The organism is Sphingomonas sp. FG14 (genome assembly GCF_057809675.1).
The window spans coordinates 84,195-103,339 of record NZ_JBMDKK010000009.1 but is presented as its reverse complement, the minus strand read 5'-3'; the positions used below and the strand labels follow the sequence as shown (position 1 = coordinate 103,339).

The 19,145-nt window shown below is 65.5% G+C and carries 15 protein-coding genes and 1 pseudogene; 8 read left to right on the top strand and 8 right to left on the bottom strand.

Annotated features, from left to right (window positions below; all coding sequences use genetic code 11):
* Positions 1-63 precede the first annotated feature (63 nt).
* The 4 genes and pseudogenes from cueR to ACODTA_RS20760 form a co-directional block, all read right to left on the bottom strand.
* On the bottom strand, positions 64-462 hold the full coding sequence (gene cueR / locus ACODTA_RS20775) for a Cu(I)-responsive transcriptional regulator (RefSeq protein WP_489068166.1): 399 nt from the start codon (positions 460-462) through the stop codon (positions 64-66).
* Positions 459-2,963, bottom strand: a complete 2,505-nt coding sequence (locus ACODTA_RS20770; RefSeq protein ID WP_489068164.1) for a heavy metal translocating P-type ATPase — start codon at positions 2,961-2,963, stop codon at positions 459-461. The genes cueR and ACODTA_RS20770 overlap by 4 nt, the downstream gene beginning before the upstream one ends.
* Positions 2,964-3,062: 99 nt before the next feature.
* A pseudogene (locus tag ACODTA_RS20765) lies at positions 3,063-3,188 on the bottom strand (ATP-binding protein); the annotation flags it as partial.
* Positions 3,189-3,688: 500 nt separating this feature from the next.
* Positions 3,689-3,979, bottom strand: coding sequence for a hypothetical protein (locus tag ACODTA_RS20760; protein ID WP_489068162.1), 291 nt, complete (start codon positions 3,977-3,979; stop codon positions 3,689-3,691).
* Between the two features lie 208 nt (positions 3,980-4,187).
* Between ACODTA_RS20760 and ACODTA_RS20755 the strand changes: the two genes are divergently transcribed.
* Positions 4,188-4,598: an EF-hand domain-containing protein gene (locus ACODTA_RS20755; RefSeq protein WP_489068160.1), complete on the top strand. Its 411-nt coding sequence runs from the start codon at positions 4,188-4,190 to the stop codon at positions 4,596-4,598.
* 2 nt (positions 4,599-4,600) lie between these two features.
* Here the strand turns inward: ACODTA_RS20755 and ACODTA_RS20750 are convergent, their stop codons facing one another.
* Complete coding sequence (locus tag ACODTA_RS20750; protein ID WP_489068158.1) at positions 4,601-5,290, bottom strand: TetR/AcrR family transcriptional regulator; 690 nt, start codon at positions 5,288-5,290, stop codon at positions 4,601-4,603.
* Positions 5,291-5,310: 20 nt separating this feature from the next.
* A complete protein-coding gene (locus ACODTA_RS20745; RefSeq protein ID WP_489068156.1) occupies positions 5,311-6,516 on the bottom strand; it encodes an FAD-dependent monooxygenase in 1,206 nt (401 codons plus the stop codon).
* A 160-nt stretch (positions 6,517-6,676) separates the two neighbouring features.
* Here ACODTA_RS20745 and ACODTA_RS20740 point away from each other — a divergent pair, with 160 nt between their 5' ends.
* Complete coding sequence (locus ACODTA_RS20740; RefSeq protein WP_489068154.1) at positions 6,677-8,773, top strand: FG-GAP-like repeat-containing protein; 2,097 nt, start codon at positions 6,677-6,679, stop codon at positions 8,771-8,773.
* Here the strand turns inward: ACODTA_RS20740 and ACODTA_RS20735 are convergent.
* Positions 8,770-9,402 (bottom strand): helix-turn-helix domain-containing protein, encoded by a 633-nt coding sequence (locus ACODTA_RS20735; RefSeq protein WP_489068152.1) that lies wholly within the window; start codon positions 9,400-9,402, stop codon positions 8,770-8,772. The two genes, ACODTA_RS20740 and ACODTA_RS20735, sit on opposite strands and share 4 nt — an antisense overlap.
* 105 nt (positions 9,403-9,507) lie before the next feature.
* Positions 9,508-10,785 carry a flavin-dependent oxidoreductase gene (locus ACODTA_RS20730; protein WP_489068150.1) on the bottom strand — a complete coding sequence of 426 codons (1,278 nt, stop codon included), beginning with the start codon at positions 10,783-10,785 and terminating at the stop codon, positions 9,508-9,510.
* A gap of 158 nt (positions 10,786-10,943) precedes the next feature.
* Between ACODTA_RS20730 and ACODTA_RS20725 the strand changes: the two genes are divergently transcribed.
* The 6 genes from ACODTA_RS20725 to ACODTA_RS20700 all read left to right on the top strand — a co-directional run bounded on the left by ACODTA_RS20725 (position 10,944) and on the right by ACODTA_RS20700 (position 19,101).
* Positions 10,944-11,957 (top strand): alpha/beta fold hydrolase, encoded by a 1,014-nt coding sequence (locus ACODTA_RS20725; RefSeq protein ID WP_489068148.1) that lies wholly within the window; start codon positions 10,944-10,946, stop codon positions 11,955-11,957.
* 27 nt (positions 11,958-11,984) lie between these two features.
* Positions 11,985-13,043: a 2,5-dihydroxypyridine 5,6-dioxygenase NicX family protein gene (locus tag ACODTA_RS20720; protein ID WP_489068146.1), complete on the top strand. Its 1,059-nt coding sequence runs from the start codon at positions 11,985-11,987 to the stop codon at positions 13,041-13,043.
* 3 nt (positions 13,044-13,046) lie between these two features.
* Positions 13,047-14,348, top strand: coding sequence for an amidase (locus ACODTA_RS20715; protein WP_489068144.1), 1,302 nt, complete (start codon positions 13,047-13,049; stop codon positions 14,346-14,348).
* Positions 14,345-15,577 carry a 3-(3-hydroxy-phenyl)propionate transporter MhpT gene (gene mhpT / locus ACODTA_RS20710; RefSeq protein WP_489068142.1) on the top strand — a complete coding sequence of 411 codons (1,233 nt, stop codon included), beginning with the start codon at positions 14,345-14,347 and terminating at the stop codon, positions 15,575-15,577. The genes ACODTA_RS20715 and mhpT overlap by 4 nt, the downstream gene beginning before the upstream one ends.
* Before the next feature lie 126 nt (positions 15,578-15,703).
* Positions 15,704-16,645, top strand: coding sequence for a sugar phosphate isomerase/epimerase family protein (locus tag ACODTA_RS20705; protein WP_489068140.1), 942 nt, complete (start codon positions 15,704-15,706; stop codon positions 16,643-16,645).
* Positions 16,646-16,716: 71 nt separating this feature from the next.
* Positions 16,717-19,101, top strand: a complete 2,385-nt coding sequence (locus ACODTA_RS20700; protein ID WP_489068138.1) for a TonB-dependent receptor — start codon at positions 16,717-16,719, stop codon at positions 19,099-19,101.
* Positions 19,102-19,145 lie beyond the last annotated feature (44 nt).

Here is a 19,145-nt window from a genome sequence, read left to right as displayed (position 1 = left end):
CCGGATATCAGCTTTCAAGTTCGGGAGCGGTGCGTCGATATCTGAGTGGTGTTCCCTGTATCGTCAGCGTGGAGCATCCACGGCCAGTTCGTCGATGATCGGACAATCCGGCCGGTCATCGCCATGGCAGCTTTCGGCCATCTGGATCAGCGTGCGGCGCATCTCGTCGAGCTGGCGGGCCTTGCGATCCAGTTCCGCCGCATGTCGCAATGCGATGCACTTCACATCCGCGCTGGCGCGATCGCGGTCGCGCCACAGCGCGAGCAGATCCCCCATCTGCTCCACCGAGAAGCCGAGTGCGCGAGCGCGCGCGATGAAGCGCAGCGTATGGACATCCTTGTCCGAATAATCGCGATAGCCGGAACCGGTGCGCAGTGGCGGCGAGATCAGGCCGATCTCCTCATAATAGCGGATCATCTTGGCGGAGATGCCCGACGCCGCCGATGCCTTGCCGATATTCATGCCGTTGCTCCAATCGCTCGGGGCGCACGGAATGCGCGCAATCGCAGCGCGTTGCCGAGCACGAAAATACTGGACAGCGCCATCGCGCCCGCCGCGAGCATCGGCGACAGCAGCGTGCCGCCCAACGGATAGAGCAATCCGGCCGCTATCGGAACCAGGCTGGCATTATATGCGAAGGCCCAGAACAGATTCTCCCTGATGTTGCGGATCGTCGCCTTGCTGATCGCGATGGCGGAGACGATCCCCCCGAGGTCGCCCGACATCAGCACGACGTCCGCGCTCTCCATCGCGACATCGGTGCCGGTGCCGATCGCCAGCCCGACATCGGCCTCCGCCAGCGCCGGGGCGTCGTTGATGCCGTCTCCGACAAAGGCGACCGCGCCGCCCTCCGCGCGCAAGGCCTTCAGCGCGTCCGCCTTGCCGTCGGGCAGCACCTCCGCCACCACCCGGTCTATGCCCAAATGGCGGGCGATGGCCTCGGCGGTGCGCCGGTTGTCGCCGGTGATCATCACCACCTCCAGCCCTTGGGCATGAAGCGCGGCGATCGCCGCCGGCGTCGTTTCCTTGACAGGGTCGGCGACCGCGACCAGCGCGGCCAGTTCGCCGTCGATGGCGACATAGAGCGGGCTCTTGCCTTCGTCGCCCAGCCGCGCCGCTTCGGCGGCGAAGCCGTCGATGGCGATTCCGCGCCGTGCCATCAGCCGATCCGCGCCGACGATCACGTCATGGCCTTCCACCCGCGCGCTCGCGCCGAAACCGGGCAGCGCCTCGAATGCCGAAGCCTCTGGAATCGACAGGCCCTCGTCGCGGGCGGCGTCCACCACCGCGCGCGCGATCGGATGTTCCGAATGCGCCTCCACTGCTGCGAGCAGCCGCAGCACCGTCGCGCGCGCCTTGCCTGGCGCCACGGCGAGATCGGTCAGTTCCGGATGGCCCTTGGTCAGCGTGCCGGTCTTGTCGAGCGCGATGATGCGCGCGTCTCGCAGTGTCTGCAGCGCCTCGCCCTTGCGGAACAGCACGCCCAGTTCGGCGGCGCGCCCGGTGCCCACCATGATCGAGGTCGGCGTCGCGAGCCCCATGGCGCAGGGGCAGGCGACGATCAGCACCGCGACCGCATTGACCAGCGCGAGCCCAAGCGAGCCTTCCGGACCGAAGATGAGCCATGCCGCGAAGGTCAGGATCGCCGCCGCGATGACGGCGGGGACGAACCACGACGTCACCTTGTCGACCAGGGCCTGGATCGGCAGCTTTGACGCCTGGGCCTGTTCCACCATGCGGACGATCTGTGCGAGCATGGTATCGGCGCCGACGCGTGTCGCTCGGAAAGCAAGCGAGCCGTTGCCGTTGATGGTCCCGCCGACAAGCTCGGCACCCGCTTTTTTCTCGACTGGCACCGGCTCGCCGGTCACCATGGATTCGTTGACGAAGGACGCGCCGTCGATCACTTCGCCATCGACCGCGATCTTCTCTCCGGGGCCGACCAGCACATGATCGCCGACGATCACCGCCTCGACCGGGATTTCACGGGTTTCGCCGTCGCGCACGACGCGCGCGACCTTCGCACCCAGCCGCACGAGCCGTCGGATCGCGTCGCTCGTCCGCCCCTTGGCGCGGGCTTCGAGCAGGCGCCCGAGCAGGATCAGCGTGACGATGACCGCCGCCGCCTCGAAATAGACGTTCACCGTGCCGTCGGGCAGCAGGTCCGGTGCGAAGGTCGCGATCGTCGAATAGCCCCAGGCGGCGGTCGTCCCCAGCACCACCAGCGAGTTCATGTCGGGCGCGGCTCTGAACAGGGCGGGCACGCCCGTGCGGAAGAAACGCAGACCCGGGCCGACCAGCACGGCGGTGGTGAGCGCGAACTGGAGCCGCCAGCTCGCATCCATGCCGATCGTCTCCATCACCAACAGGTGCAGCGGCGGATAGAGATGCGAACCCATCTCGACGATGAAGACCGGCAGGGTGAGCAAAGCCGCGAGCAGGAACGACCATCGCAGACCGCGAATCTCGCTGTCGCGCTTTTCGGCTCCGCGATCGGCGGTATTGGCGTCGCCCTCCAGGGCATGCGCTTCATAACCTGCATGGCGGACAGCCGCCTCGAAATCGGCGGCGGCCGCGCCGCCGACATGCCGCACCGTGGCTTTTCCGGTCGCCAGATTGACCGCCGCGTCGATGGTGCCGGGAACGGTCTTGAGCGCGGCTTCGATTTTTCCGACGCAGGACGCGCAGTTCATGCCGTCGATGGCGAGTTCGAGCGTCTCGGTTTCGGCGGCGTATCCGGCGGCTTCGATCGCGCGCGCCACCGCCTGCGGGTCTGCGGTGCCGAGGAAGCGGACATCGGCGCGTTCGGTTGCCAGGTTGACCACCGCCGATGCCACGCCGGGAACCGCCGCGATCGCGCGTTCGACGCGCCCCACGCAGGATGCGCACGTCATCCCGGCGATGCGCAACACGGCGCTGGAACCGTGGTCGCCGGCGGGTTTGGACACGGCATTCGATGCCATGGATACACTCCTCGATCTGCTTCCCCATCAAGATGGGGCTTCCCATCATGGGAAGGTCAAGGGGTCTGCGAGTTCCTTTTGTTCCGGCAGCCGCGCCGTTCAGATCGGGAGCGTCACCTGAGCGACCAGCCCGCCCGCCGGATCGTTCCTGAGCGTGGCGTCGCCGCCATGCCCGCGCGCGATCGTGCGCACCGTCGCCAGCCCGATTCCCGCGCCGCCGGTGTTGCGGTCGCGCGCATCAAATCATCCCTCGTCAGTCCGTTCGAGGACAGCCTGAGCGATCCGGCGCATCCCGAATTCGTCCATCGGCAGCAAATGTTGCTCGGAAATTTCAGCATGGCTGGTCACAAGTCGGGCGCGTGATGCCGCGATCGCCTCGGGTGTGGTTGGAGTTGCAGCGCGCTGGCCAGTGTCGCCCGGCGCGGGCGGCTGAAACATACTGCAAGAATCTGTCATTCCGCAGAAACCAGCGGCCCGCAGACATGCGGGTCAAGCACGCAGCAATCCGATGAAGATATCGATCGGCCGAGATCCTCAAACCTGCGCAAAGTTCGTTTCTAGGCTTCCCTTGGCCTAGCGACGTCGACCCGCGAAGTCCCGACTTCGCGGGTCGCTTCTTTTGTCCCGCTGCTGTTGGGACGCCCGGAAAAAGGCGGGTGCGATAGCGGTGCGGCCTTGAATCGACGGCGCTTCGATCATGGACCGTCGTGCCGGCCCGGCGTCGTTCAGCCCGCCCCGCGCTCGCGGATGCGGCGGAGGAAATGGACGCGCCACAGATCGATCAGCGCATCGGCGACCGGGCCGTCGCCCGCTTCGATCGTCACCTGCGCCTCGTCGCCCTGGACACGAAAGGGGTTCGGGCCACCGATACGGAGCCCGTCGAGCGCAAGGCCGTCGCGCCGCAGCGCGGCCTTCGCGGCGTCGTCGAACGCCAGATCGGCCCAGATCTCGGCATTCAGCCGGTCGATATCCGATGGATCGAGCGCACCGCGCTCGAAGGCGAAATACGCGCCCATGGTCTTGCGATTTCCTCTGTCTGGCCGGTGGCGTGCGATCCTGTCGCTTCCGGCTTGCCGGTGTGGATATCGTGCCTCGCTCCGGTCCGCAACCGTTACCGGGCCTTTCGCTTGTGGCGAGCATGATCGATGCCGGCTCGCCCGGAATGTCATTCACGCTGCCGACAGCCGCACGCGGCGAATGTTCGGCTTTACGAAGGAATGACGCATGATCCGGATCATGGTTGCCATGTTGCTTGGCTTCGGTGCCCAGGCCGCGCTCGTCTCGCCGGCGGCCGCCCAATCGTCGATCGCGCTGGGTGAGCGGCCGATCAAGCGACCCGAGGTTGTTGTTTTCGTGAAGCGGCAGTTCGCGCAGATGGACAGCAATCACGACGGGCGCGTCGATCTGGCGGAGTACGAGGCCTATCGCGCGGCGCAGGGCGACAGGGCTGGTGCCGGGCTGGGCTATATCGGCCGCCGCTGGTTCGAGCGGGCGGACACGAATGGCGATGGCCATGTCACGCCCGAAGAGGCGCAGGTCCGACCGCTCCAGCTGTTCGACATGGCGGACGTCAACAAGGACGGCGTCGCCAGCTTGCAGGAACAGTCGGTGGCCTCGCTCTTCATGGGACGATAAGATCAGCTCTCAGGGGCGGTGAAGCCGCCGGCGACGAAGGCGACGAGTTGGCGGAGCGTCTCCGCATCATCGCGGACCTGCACCGCGCCGGCTGTCAGTTCCTGGATCCGGTGCGCGTCCGAGATCAGGTAGAGATAGGCGCCGATGGTCTGCACCAGCCGCCAGTAGATCGTCCGTTCGGACAAATGCGGCAGATGCTCGCCCAGCAGTGTCGCATAGGCGCGCGTGGATTCGTCATAGGTCTGCCGGCGAATGTCATAGGCATAGACCATCGGCTCGGTATGCAGCCGTGCCTGAAGTCGCAGGAAGGCGCGGCCGCCGGGCGATCCGCGCAGCTCGAAGCCCGGCGCGAGATAGTCGTGGAGGATATCGGCGACGCCGAACGCATCCGCGCGCTCGCGCAGCGCCGCCAGGTTCGCCATGCGCCGATCGGCGACCACGCGACCCCGCCGCAGATAGACCTCCACGAACAGGCTGTGTTTCGAACCGAAATAATAATTCACCAGCGCCTGCGTCACGCCCGCCTGTTCACTGATGTCGCGCAGCGACGTGCCGGCGAAACCATATTCGGCGAACTTCTCCTCCGCCGCATCCAGGATTTCCGTGCGGACGGTGCTCGGGCCTTCGGGGCGCCCCGGGGTGGCTCTCTTCTTGCGTGCGCCGACGGGCGGCGTGTTCGGCTTGGTCGCCATCGATTCTCGCTCCTCCCGCCTCACGCACCAACAGGTTTCGTGCCGAGCGGGACCGTGGTGGCGTCGTAGGCGTAGATCCAATCGGCCTGCAAGCCCGACGCGTGCGGATCGCGCAGCGCGCGCAGCCGGTGGATGAGGTCGCGGAGCTTGCGGCCCAGCCATGACGACTGGTGATAGCTGTGACCGCGCGCGCGGGCGCCGAGCTGCACCCGGGCGGTGCGGGGACGACGATCCGCCTCATAGGCGGCGAGCTTCGCGGCAAGATCGCCAGGCACTTCGGTGAGCGCGCGCGCGAGGACATTGCCGTCCTCGATCGCCATGGCCGCGCCTTGTGACAGGAAGGGCAGCATGGGGTGGGCGGCATCGCCGAGCAGGGTCACGCGCCCGACGGTCCAGCCCTGCATCGGATCGCGATCGAACAGGCCCCATTTGAATACGCTGTCGGTGCGTGAGAGCAGTTCGCGGACGCGCGGGTGCCAAAGTGCATAGGCTTCCCCCAACTCGGCGGGCGAACTCGGGGTGGTCCAGGATTCTTCCTCCCAGGCGTCGGTCTCGTGGATGGCGACGACATTCACGGCTTTGCCGCCGCGCACATAATAGGTCACGACATGGCCGCGAGGGCCGAACCACATCGTCGATCCCGGCAATACCAGATCGAAATCCGGCGGATCGAGCGGCACGACGGCGCGCCAGCACATATTGCCGGTATAGCTCGGCTCCGCCCCCGCGAAGAATTGCGAGCGGACCGCAGAGCGGATGCCGTCGGCGCCGATCACCAGATCGGCCGTCGCGCTGGCGCCATTCTCGAAATGGATGGTCGCGCCATCCGCGTCCTGCTCGATCCGGGCGCATCGATGCGCGAGATGGATATGTTCGGGCGGCACGAGACCGCGCAACAGATCATGCAGGTCGGCGCGATGGACGTGATAATAGTCGGCGCCATAGATCCGGTCGCAATGGCCGGCGAGGGGGGTGCGAAACGCCTCCTTGCCGGACTTCCAGTCGAGCCCGAAGATCGCGTCCGGCTTGAAGCCGCGCCGCGCCAGTTCGTCCTCCAGCCCCAGCGCGCGCAGCACCTTGGTCGCGTTGGGGGTCATCTGGATGCCGGCGCCGACTTCGCCCAGCCTGTCCGCCTGTTCGTAGACGGAAACCTCGAAGCCTTGGCGAAGCAGCGCGGCTGCGGTCGCCAGACCACCGATTCCCGCGCCGACGATTGCTACATGCACCTGCGAATGTCCCTGTTGTCGATGGAATGTCGGCCGTCGGATCGATCGGTCGCGTCAAATTATTTATATGATCATTTAATTATAGTCAATCGTGCCTCTCCGTGATATTCGCGAAGCGAAGACATCGCCGTCCGGACTGTTCTGCATCGGGGAGTGAACCATGGTGACGTTCAGGGGATCGATGCCGGCGTGGTGGCGACCATGGCTGGCAGCCGCCCTGGCCCTGTTCGTCCTTGCCGGCGCGGCGCGTCCGGCGTGGGCCGAGATGCGCTGGGTCCGTCCGGCGGCGGCTGATCTGGAAGGATGGCGAAAGATCGGGCCTGACGGATGGCGTGTCGTGGCCGGCGATCTTGATGGCCGCGCGCGTCGGGGCGGCGAGAGCGTCGTGATGGCCGATCGCGGCTATCAGGATTTCATGATCCGTGCGGCATTCCGCTGCGCCGATTGCACCGCCGGCATCCTGGTCCGCGCGACCTCGGCCTCCGCCGGGCTCAGCGCCATCTATATTCCGTTGTCGGGGCCGGATCTTGGCAAGCTGTATCGGGTCAGCATTGATCAGCGCACCGGTGCGCTGACCGGTGCGACGGCGATGCCCGCGCCGCCAAGGGCGCTTCCGCCCGGCAAGATCGATGTCGGCCCGTGCAGGCCGCTCGCCTGTGCGGGTATCAGGGACGGGCATGGCGGCGCTCCGCTGGCGCGCCCTGCCGGCCCGGTGTCGATTGCGCTCGATCGTGACGGCTGGAATCAGATCGAGATCGTCATGCGCGGCGATGCGATCACGGCTTCGATCAACGGCCGCCGGCTCGCCGCCGCGCGGATGGATCGCGCGCCGCTGTTCGGCCGGATCGGTTTGCGCGTCGCCGGAACGGGACCGATCCAGCTTCGCGATCTGCGCGTGCTCGATCTGATGGAGCGTCCCGCCGGTTTCGCTTCGGCTCATACTGACCCCAGCTTTGAACGTCGCCAGTTGAGCGACGCCTATTATTCGGAAGGGGCCGCGATCGGGGACATCAATCGCGACGGTCATGTCGATCTGGTCGCCGGCCCCTTTTATTATCTCGGACCCGACTTCGCGATCGCACGCGAAATCTATCCACCGGAAACCGCCAATATCGCGGGGCCGCAGGGTGGCCAGCTCGACGGGCCGTCGATCCCCGGCATGGGCATGTCGTCCGCGGCGGCCTTCGAAGCGGGTGCGCGGGTGCCCGCGGTTTCGCACGGCAGCTACAGCAACGCCTTCCAGTCATGGGTTCACGATTTCGATGGCGATGGCTGGCCCGATATCCTCGCGATCCTGGGCCTGGGCGGCAAACCCACTTTTTCGGCGCATCTCTTCATCAATCCTGGCGCCGAAAGCCGGAGCTGGGACAATTACGAGATCGCCTCTATCGTCGCGGACGAGCAGGAGGACCTGGTCGATATCGACGGCGACGGCCGGCTTGAACTGGTCATGCGCCGTGCCGGCCTTGCAAGCTGGGATGATGCGAAAGTGGGCATCCTGCGCCCCGATCCCGCCGATGTCACCCGGCCGTGGATCTTCACGCCGATCTCCGAAAAGGCCACCTGGCGCGGCCATGGCAGCGGGGTGGGGGATATCGATGGCGATGGCCGGCTGGATATCGTCAATGGCGAAGGGTGGTGGCGGCAGCCCGAGCCGGGCGTCACCGGGCTATGGACCTATCATAAGCAGCTCTTCCGCGCCGATGATCCCGTCTGCGGCTTTATCTGCGGCGGCGCGCAGATGTCGATCCAGGATGTCGATGGAGATGGGCTGGCGGATGTCGTCACCAGTCTGGTGGCGCACGGCCCCGGCCTCGCCTGGTATCGGCAGCGCCGCGATGCAGCCGGGGCGATCGGATGGGAGAGGCATCTGATCATGGGCAGCCCGGAAAGCGATCCCGCCGCACGCGGCGACTGGGCGGAAACCGACACATCGGTGGCCTTCACCGAACTGCATGCGCTGGGCTTCGCGGACATGAACGGCGACGGCCTGCCGGATATCGTCACCGGCAAGCGCTGGTGGTCGCACGGTCCCCAGCCGCAGGAGAGCGAAGTCGACGATCCGCCGGTGCTCTACTGGTTCGAGCTCAGCCGTGCCGGTGGAACGGTCCGCTGGATTCCGCACCTGATCGACAATCGGTCGGGCGTGGGCACGCAGATCGCGGTGGGGGATGTCGATGGCGACGGACGCCCCGACGTGCTGACATCGGCCCGCAAAGGGACGTTCCTGTTCAACAACCGGCTTGGGAGGCCCTAGCCGACCTGGACTTCGTTGAGATTGGTGCCCACCCAGAGGACAAGCGCGTCCTCCTCGCTCACCGAAATGCAGAGATGGCCCATACGCGCGTCGAAATAGGCGCTGTCGCCAGCCTGCATGCGCTGCGGCTGGTAGAATTCGGTGTGCAGTTCGATCTCGCCCTCGATCACCAGCAGGAAATCGTCGCCTTCATGGCGCACCCAATCCTTGAATTCGGTCAGCGATCGGGCATGCACGCGCGCCTTCGACGGCAGCACGCTCTTCTGCGTCAGGCCCGCGCAGAGGAATTCGCTGGTATAGGGGCCGGTGTCACGAATTTGGCCCTGGCCGTTGCGCGTCATGCTCCAGCGACCGATCGGCGCCAGCGCCGCGGGGGATGAGAGCAACTCGTCAATCGCCACGCCCAGGCCGAAGGCGAGTTTCTGCAACACTTCGAAGGTTGGGGAGGTGTGGTCGTTCTCGATCTTCGACAGCGTCGATCGCGCCAATCCAGCGCGCTCGGCGACTTCGTTCAACGTAAAACTCTTCGCCGCGCGAAGTGCGCGCACCCGCTCGCCAAGTTTGAACTCGGTGGGGGAACCGGGCCTTGGAATATGGGGGCCGCCCGGCTCGTCGCTATTCTGACCCATCTCCTCCGATGGGAACTTGCCCTGTTTCACCAAAGTCGTTCTCGCCTTGCGCTCTGCACAGCTGCGGGGCCGAAGCCCGATATGCGCTGCCTAGCATCTCAATCGCTATACTGGTAGCCGGGTTGTTCCGCCCTTCCGGGCGATCTCGGATTGTTTCGCCTGCAGGCTCTCCGGATCGAAGCCGGCCACTTTCTGATAGCTCCGCGTGATGGCGTCGATCTCTTCCCGCGAGATCAGCGCGCTGATGTCGTCGTCGGGGCCGGTGACGCGCTCGCGTGCGAGCTGGAGCACGGCTTCCGGTCCCTTGGCGCGGTTTGCGGCGACCACGGCGGCGGCGGCCGGCAACCGCTGCCGCTCATAGGCCTGGAGCGCTTCCACCGGATCGGCATGCTCCCTGAGCGCCTTGTCGAGCGCATCGGCATCGAGAAACGCCTGCGAGGCGCCGTTCGCGCCGATCGGATACATGGGATGGGCACTGTCGCCCATCAGCGTCACCCGCCCCTGGCTCCAGAAGGGCAGGGGGTCGCGATCGACCATCGGATAGACGAACACGTCCTCGATCTCGCGCAGCGCGGCCGGGATATCGAGAAAGTCGAACTTCATATGTTCGAAGGCGTGGATGAACTCGCTGACATGCGCGGGCCGGTTCCAGTCTTCCTTCGGATAGGTGGCGCTGGTGCCGATATGGATCTCGGCGGTGAGGTTGATCAGCGATCGGCCGCGAAGCCGCGCCTCCTCCGAGATTGGATAGATCACCATCTTGGCGTCGTGATGGCCGGCGATCACCATGGTCCGCCCGTCCATATAGGGTTCGCGCTCCACCGCCCCGCGCCACATCATCGTGCCGGAGAAGGTGAGCGCGGCATCGGGGTGCATCTGCTTGCAAAGCGCGGAATGCACGCCGTCGGCGCCGATCAGCAGGTCCGCCTCCAGCGTCGCGGCGGTGCCGTCCGTCCGCCGGAGCTGGGCGGAAACGCGATCGGCGGTTTGGGTGAAGCCCTCGATCCGGTGGCCGGTCATGATGCTCCCCGCCGGCAGAGCTGCGGTCGCCGCCTCGAGCAGAACCTTGTGCAGATGGCCGCGATGGATCGAATATTGAGGGAAGGGGTCACCGGCGTTGCGTCCGCGCGGGTCGCGGAGAATCACCTGGCCGAATTCGGTGCGATACTCGACGGCGCTGGTCTGGATGCCCGTCCGGTTGAGCGCGTCCTCCAGCCCCAGTTCGTAGAGGATGCCCGCCCCGTGCGGCAGCATGTTGATCCCGACACCCAGCGGCAGCAGCATCGGAGCGGCGTCGATAACCGTCACGTCGTGGCCAAGGCGGTGCAGCTTGTTCGCCGCCACCAAGCCGCCCAAGCCCGCGCCCGCAACGATCACTTCCATTCGCATTCTCCGTTTTTCGGGCGGCCAGACAGCACCGCTCGATCCTCGATACCTATTCTCTTATCCGCTATAAATGTTTCCAACAAGCTACATTAGTAGTTGAACTAGATCATATGTGTCTCATAAAACGCTGGCTATCAGTGGAGGTTTGCGCGCGGATGAGTTGGGAAACGCAGCAGGGCAGCTATGAGCTGGGCGATCTGCCGCTGCAGAAGGGCGGCGTGCTCCAGGCGGCGCAATTGAGCTGGAAGGCGCACGGCACGCTTTCGCCCGCACGCGACAATGTGATCCTCTATCCTACCAGCTTCGGCGTTCATCACACCGATGTGGAATGGCTGATCGGCCCGGATGGCGTGCTCGATCCTACCCGCTGGTTCGTCGTGATGGTGGACATGTTCGGCAACGGCCTGTCGTCGAGCCCGTCGAACAATGCGTCCTATCCGATGCTGCTTTCGATGGCGGACAATGTTCGCGCGCAGCAGCGGTTGCTCGCCGATCTGTTCGGCGTCTCGCGACTTGCCTGCGTGTATGGCTGGTCGATGGGCGCGCAGCAGGCCTATCACTGGGCCGCACTTTATCCCGACATGGTCGAACGGATCGTCGTCAATTGCGGCAGTGCGCGTACCGCGCCGCACAATCAGGTCTTCCTCGCCGGGCTGATGGCGCTGCTCCAGGCGGCGCCGCAATATAAGGGCGAGGGCCGTTTTCATTCGAAGCCGCACGAGGCGCTGCGCGCTTTTGGCCGGGTTTATGCAGGCTGGGCGATGAGCCAGGGTTTTTATCGCGAGGCGCTGTATCGCGACGCTTTCCAGGTCGAGGCGCTGGAGGATTATCTGGCGCAGAACTGGGACGGCCGCTTCGCCGCCCGCCACGGTTCAGACCTCCATGCCCATCTGATGACCTGGTATCACGCCGATATCAGCGACAATGATCTGTATCGCGGCGATCTTGCCGCCGCGCTCGGCGCTATCAAGGCGCGGGTGCTGCTGATGCCGGGGCAGACCGACCTGTATTTCCGCGTTGCCGACAATGCGCTGGAGATCCCGCATCTCGCGCAAGCGGCGCTTGTGCCGATCCCAAGCAAATGGGGGCATGTCGCCGGCAATCCCCAACGCAATCCGGCCGACGCGGCGTTCCTGCGGGAACATGCGCGCGCGCTGCTGGCCGCGTGAAGCAGATGATGATCGAAGGAGTCACGAATGAGCGCGCTTGACCTGCTGGATTTGTTTCAACGCGAGCTTGAGCTTTGCAAGGTCGGCCCCGGCGAGGTGATGGCGGTGCTCAGCGGCCCCGGCACGCGGCCTTTCTATGCCGAGGCGTTCGTGGCGGCGGGGCAGCGGCTGGGCGCGGAGGTGTTCCACCTGCATCTGCCGCAACCGATGAAGAGCGCGGGCGCGACGCCGACCACGGCGCAGGGCGCATTATGGGGGATCACGCCGCTCACCGGGCATAGGTCGGGCGTCGAGATCCTGAAGGGTACAGACATATTGATCGATCTTGTCGGGCTGCTGCATTCGCCCGAGCAGATCGAGATCCAGAAGGCCGGCACGCGGGTGCTGATGGTCGTCGAGCCGGCCGATATATTGGCGCGCATGATCGCGCGTCCCGATGCCCGCCCGCGCGTGGAGGCGGCCGGCCGCAAGATCGCCGCGGCGAAGACGCTGCGGATCACGAGCCCGGCGGGCACCGACCTGACCTATCAGCTCGGCCAATATTCGCACACGCCGATCCTGCAATATGGCTATACCGACATACCCGGCCGTTGGGACCATTTCCCCGGCGCCTTCGCCTATACCTGGCCCAATGAAGGGCAGAGCGAGGGCACGATCGTGCTGCGCGAGGGGGACATCATCTATCCCTTCAAGGAATTCGTGCGCGGCGAGATCCGCATCACCGTGGAGAAGGGCTTCATCACCGATATTTCCGGCGGTTTCGACGCCGAACATCTCAGCCATTTCCTGGCGGCCTGGAACGATCCAGACGCCTATGCCATGGCGCATATCGGCTGGGGCCTGGACGAGATGGCGCTGTGGAACAATATCAGCCTGATCAACCGTGAGTCCGCCATCGGGCAGGACGGCCGCGCCTTCTACGGCAATGTGCTGTGGTCGACCGGCCCCAACACCGATGTCGGCGGCAGCCGCAACACGCCGGCGCACCTGGATATCGTCATGAAGGGCGCGAGCCTCTATCTCGATGGCGAACCGATGGTCGAGAATGGCGACGTCATCCCGGCAGACCAGAAGCTCGTTCGCTAGACCATGTTCGAAACGCTGACCCTGACCGAGATCGCCGGCCGCATCCGCGGCGGCGATCTCTCGTCGGAAGCGGTGGTCAGCGCATGCCTCGAACGGATCGGCGAGCGGGAGGGACAGGTCGGCGCGTGGCAATGGCTCGATGCCGGGGGTGCTCTCGCCGCCGCGCGCGCGGCCGATCGCGCGCCGGCACGGGGGCCGCTCCACGGCGTGCCGATCGCCGTGAAGGACATCATCGACACGCACGATATGCCCACCGGGCTTGGCTTTGATCCTTATCGCGATCGTCGCCCGGCCTGGGACGCCGGTTGCGTCACCTTGTGCCGCCGCGCGGGCGCGATCGTGATGGGCAAGACGGTGACCACCGAATTCGCCTATTTCGCGGCGGGCAAGACGCGCAATCCGCACGATCCGGATCGCACGCCCGGCGGATCATCGAGCGGATCCGCCGCCGCGGTCGCGGACAATATGGTGCCCGCCGCCTTCGGATCGCAGACCGCGGCATCGCTCACGCGCCCCGCCGCCTTTTGCGGCGTGGTCGGCTACAAGGGCAGCCATGGCGAATTCAGCCTTTCGGGAATCCGGCCGCTTGCCGAATCCTTCGACAGCCTGGGGGTGCTCACCCGCGCCGTGGCGGATGTGGCGATGCTGCGCGATGTGCTGCTCGGGCGCTCCGTAGCCGCGCCGATCCCGATCGCGAGACCTCCGCGCATCGGTTTCGTCCGCACCAACCATTGGGCGCAGATGGAAGCGGGGATGGACGCGCTGGTCGAGGCGGCGGTCGTCGGCCTCGCCGATGCCGGGGCGGCAGTTGACGAGATCGTCCTGCCGGAAGGTTTCGCGCCGTTGGCCGAACTCCACAAGACCGTCATGGCCTTCGAAGCGGCGCGCAATTACGCGTTCGAGCGGCAGGCGCACGCGTCGGCCTTGAGCCCCGCCTTCACCCAGCTTTGTGAGACCGGGGAGGCCGTCTCGAAGCGGGATTATGACATGGCGCAGGCCAAATGCGCCTGGGCCCGTGTTGAGTTCGACCGTCTTTTCGCAGGCTATGACGCGTGGATCGCGCCATCCGCGCTGGGTGAGGCGCCTCCAGCGGTCGACGGAACCGGCGATCCGGTGATGAGCCGGTTATGGACGCTGTTGCGCGGTCCGAGCGTTGCCCTGCCGATCGGATCGGGCGCGCAAGGGCTTCCGATCGGAGTGCAACTCGTCGGCCCGGCCGGCAGCGATGATCATCTGATCGGTGTCGCTGGCTGGACGGAGCATCATTTGGCCCGGATGGCTGGATCGGGGGAGCGGAGGCCATGAGCAACGCCGATATGGCGGCATCCGCATCCAGTGTGATCCCGCCTGTGGAAACCCCGTTCCGCGCGACGATGGCGCTGTGCTTCCTCGTCGCGATCATCGAGGGGTTCGACATCCAGGCCGCTGGCGTCGTCGCACCGCGCCTCGCGCCCGCGCTGGGCCTGGGGCCTGCCGAGATGGGACTCTTCTTCAGTTCCGCCACGCTCGGCCTCATCGCCGGCGCGGTGATCGGCGGCCGCATGGCCGACCGTTTCGGACGCAAGGCCACGCTGATTCCCGCGCTGCTGCTGTTCGGCCTGTTCTCGCTGGGAACCGCCTTCGCGGACGGCTTCACCGGCCTGTTCGTCATGCGCTTCATGACCGGCTTGGGCATCGGCGGGGCTTTTCCCAGCCTGATCGCGATCGTGGCCGAGAATGCGCGGCCTGGCCGGATCGCCGCCGCCGTCGCGGCGCTTTATGCCGGGCTGCCGGCGGGCGGCGCCGTGGCGTCGCTCGTCTCCACGCTCGGCGCGCATGGCGGCTGGCAGATCATCTTCATCATCGGCGGCATCGCGCCCTTGTTCGTGGCGCCGCTGCTTTATTGGGTATTGCCCCATGATCGGCCGGCTCCGCGCAGCCCCGAAGCGCGCGCGACGCCGCTCGCGGCGCTGTTCGGGCGGACAAATCTCAACAACACGCTGCTGCTGTGGCTCGGTTTCTTCTGCGCGCTCGGCGTGCATGGCCTGTTGCTGAACTGGTTGCCCACGCTGCTCGTGACTCGCGGCATTGACAAGGCGGGCGCCGGCATCGTCCAGATCCTCTTCAATGTGGCGGGCGCGACCGGCAGCGTATTTGCCGGTCGCGCCATGGTCGCCTTCCGGCCACGTCTGGTGGTCGCCGCCGCCTTCGCCGGGCTTGCGCTCGCGCTTGCCATCATCGCGGATGCTCCCGCGCAGCTTGGCTTCATGCTGGCCGCCGGCGTGCTCGTCGGCCTGGGCAGCATGGGCGTGCAGGGCATCATCTACGGTCTGGCGCCCCGACTTTATCCGACCGAGGCGCGCGGTACCGGCGTTGGCGCGGCGATGGCGGTGGGGCGCTTCGGCTCCGTCGTCGGCCCGATCTTCGCGGGTTTCCTGATGGCGGCCGGTGGAGGAAGCGCGGGCGTGCTGCTCGGGGTCCTGCCCATCGTGCTTGTCGGCGGCATCGCCACCTTCGCCATCATCAATCGTGATCAGCAGTCGAAGTTGAGTTGAGTAAGGGGTCGGTCCGAACATGACGAAAAGTCCTCGGCCGACACCCTGAGTTTGAACCGATCCGAAGAACAGCGGCGGACGCGATTCCGCCGATGTGGACGCTTGTGCCTTGAAAAGGAGCAACTGATGCATCGCCGAGACTTTGTGCGAACCATGGCCGGAGGCGCGATCGTCGCCGCTTGTGGCGGCGCGCCCGCTCTCGCGGTGGAAGGGCCGGCGCTCGAGCCCTGGCAGCTCCGGCGCATCGGCATGACCACCGTCTGCCTGCGTGACCGCATTCCCACCAATCCGAACCAGCCGATCCCGCTGGTGTCCCCGTCACTGCCGATGCTGGAGGCGCCGGGCTTCATCCGCGACACCTTCGGGCTCACCAATATCGAGGTGTGGAACTTCCAGTTCGCCGACGACAGCCCCGCTTATTGCCGCAGCCTGCGCGCCGCGGCCGAGCGGGCGGGGTGCCGCATCTTCAATCTTCAGCTCGACGGCGATTACGATCTGTCGAGCAAGGACGATGCAGTGCGCGAACGGTCGATCACGTTCGTGAAGGACTGGATGCAACGCGCCGCGCTGATCGGCGCCCCGATGATGCGCGCCAATATCGATTCCGGAAATCCGACCGATCCCTTCGATCCGGTCGCTCTCGCCCCCACGATCCGGCTGCTCGGCGACTATGGCCGCACGATCGGCGTGAAGCTGCTGATCGAGAACCATCTGGGCCATTCGAAGCACATCGCCAATGTCGCGAAGCTGCTGTCGCTGGTGAAGCATGAGAATGTCGGTGGACTGCTCGACTGGGGCAATTCGGACGCGCCCGACCCGCGCCGACGCATCGCGGACTTCAGCCGGATGTTCCCTTATCTGTCGCTGGTCTCGGCCAAGGGGCTGCATTTCGACGCGGCGGGCCGGCATGTCGAATATCCGATCCGCCCGATCGTGCTCGCCACCGAACGCTCGGGATATGGCGGCATCTATTCGGTCGAACTCTACACCGAGAGCGATTTTCCGGACCCGCTGGTCGCGGTGAAATCGCTGGTCACGACCATCGCCGCCGCGCTGACCCGACCCTAGCGAGGGGATCGAGGCGGCAGGAAGCACAGCATCAAGGACGCAACGACAGAACGATCAAGAGGGAGATTTCCATGAACTATCGCCATCGCCTCGGCCTGATCGGGGTTTCGATCGCAGCGCTTGCCGCCTCCGGCGCGCAGGCGCAGACCACCGGCGCCCAGGGGGAAAATCCCGCAGGCGAGGGTGAGATCGTCATCACCGCGAACAAGCGCAGCGAGAATGTCCAGGACGTTCCGAAATCGGTTCAGGTCGTCACCAACGACGCGCTTGTGCAGCAGAATATCACCAATATCGCGGACCTCTCTAAGATCGTGCCGACCGTGTCGGGCGTCGGTCAGACGCTGACGATGCGCGGCGTCGGCACCGGCGCGCCCACCATCGGCGCGCAGAGCAAGGTCGGCATCGTGGTGGACGACGTGCCGCAGCCCTCGCGCGCCAATATCGCCAACAATCTTCAGGACATCGCACAGGTCGAAGTGCTGCCCGGACCGCAGGGCACGCTGGCGGGGCGCAACGCCACCGGCGGCCTGATCAATATCGTGACCTCAGCGCCGACGAGTGAATGGACCGGCTTCATCAATGTCCTGGGCACGACCGATCATCAGTTCCAGGCGTCTGGCTTCGTCTCCGGGCCGATCAGCGACAAGATCAGCATCAGCATCTCGCAATATTATGACGGTTTTCGGGGGCTCTACAAGAACATCACCCTCGATAAATGGGCCAATTCCTACGTCTATGGCACGCGCAACAAGATCCAGTTCCGGCCCACCGAGGACCTGACGATCACCGGCACCTTCTTCTACCAATACGCCCATCGCAATGGCGTCGGCGCCGCGCCGACCGGCGTGTCCGCGACACCGGGCAACGCGTCGCTCGGCGGTAACGAATATATCCACGCCTATGCCAACCCGACCATATTCTTCGCGGCCGACATCAATCGCCGCAGCCTCGCCCAGCTTCAGCCCGGCGTGTCGATCGGTCCGGACAACAAATATTACGCGTCGCCCAACAACGGCACCGCGCATAGCCAGACCTGGGGCGGCGTGCTGCGTGGCGAATGGGAAAGCTCGGGCGGCGTCACGCTCACCTCGATCACGTCCTATCTCAAGGAAAACAGCCCGATCCGCGGCGATTTTCTCGGCTTCACCCTGCCGCTCGCCGATTTCAACGCCCGGCCGGAATGGCAGGGGTATAACAACCTGCTCAACGCGACGGACTATCTGACGCAGGAATTCCGCGTCTCCTCACCATCGAGTGGACCGTTCCACTATGTCGCGGGGGTTTTCTACAGCGACCTCAAGCAGCGCTTCAACTATCAGCGCTACTGGCTGCCGGTCGACTGGTATCGCACCTTCTGGACCGAAACCATCGCGGCCTATGCCCATGCCGATTATGCGGTGACCGATCAGCTCACCATCCAGGGCGGCATCCGTTTCGAGCACGACAAGGTGAAATATAGCTGGCTGTTCAATGGTATGCCGGCGGCGCAAAAGGCGCTTTCGAACGGCACCGTCGCCAATTTCCCCGCGATCGCCACGGTGCTGAGCAAGGGCAAGGACGACGCGAGCTTCGTCAATTTCGACTTCGGGGCGCAATATCACATCACGCCCGACGTGATGGTCTACGCTACCTATGCCCAGGCGAAACAGGGGCCGGTCTATGACGCGGAGGACAATACCACCGCGATCGTGACCTCGCTCCAGACGCTGCCGCAGGAAACGGTGAAGAACATCGAGTTCGGCCTGAAATCGCAGTTCCTCGATCGTCGCGTGACGCTGAACATCGCTGCGTTCCAGGGGCGCTACGCCAATTACCAGGCCTATACCAACGTCCCCAACGCGACGCCGAACCTGCCGCCCGTCGTGAAGACGCAGCCGGTTGGACGCGTACGCACGCGGGGCGTCGAACTCAGCCTCGATACGCATTTCATCGAGGAACTGCGGACGACGCTGAACCTCGCCTATACCGACGCCAAGATCCTCGATTTCCCCAATGCGCCTTGTTACACCGGCGCGGTGGCGACGGCGGCGCCGGTCGGCACGGTCGCCTGCGCGATCACGCCCACTGGCAATACCCAGGGCGACATGTCGGGCGAGACGCTGAACAACGCGCCGAAGCTCCGCTTCACCGCCGGGCTCGATTATTCGGTGCCGGTCGGCGACGGCGATCTGAAGCTGTTCGTTGCGCCGCTGCTCAAATATGCCAGCAAGCAGCGCTTCGATCTGCTGCGCCTGCCGACCTCCTACATCAAGTCCAAGGCGTTCGTGGATCTGAATGTCGGGCTGCGGTCCGACAATTATACGCTGGAGGTGTTCGCCTCGAACCTCTTCAAGACCAGGGCGCAGACCTACACCATCTCGGCGCTGGGCTACACGCCGGCGACCGGCTTCCTCAATCGCGTGATGGACCGCACAAACACGCGCTATTTCGGTCTGCGGGGGCGCGCCAGCTTCTGACCCCGCAGTCGGGCACCGGGCCGATCCCCTTCGGTCCGGTGCCC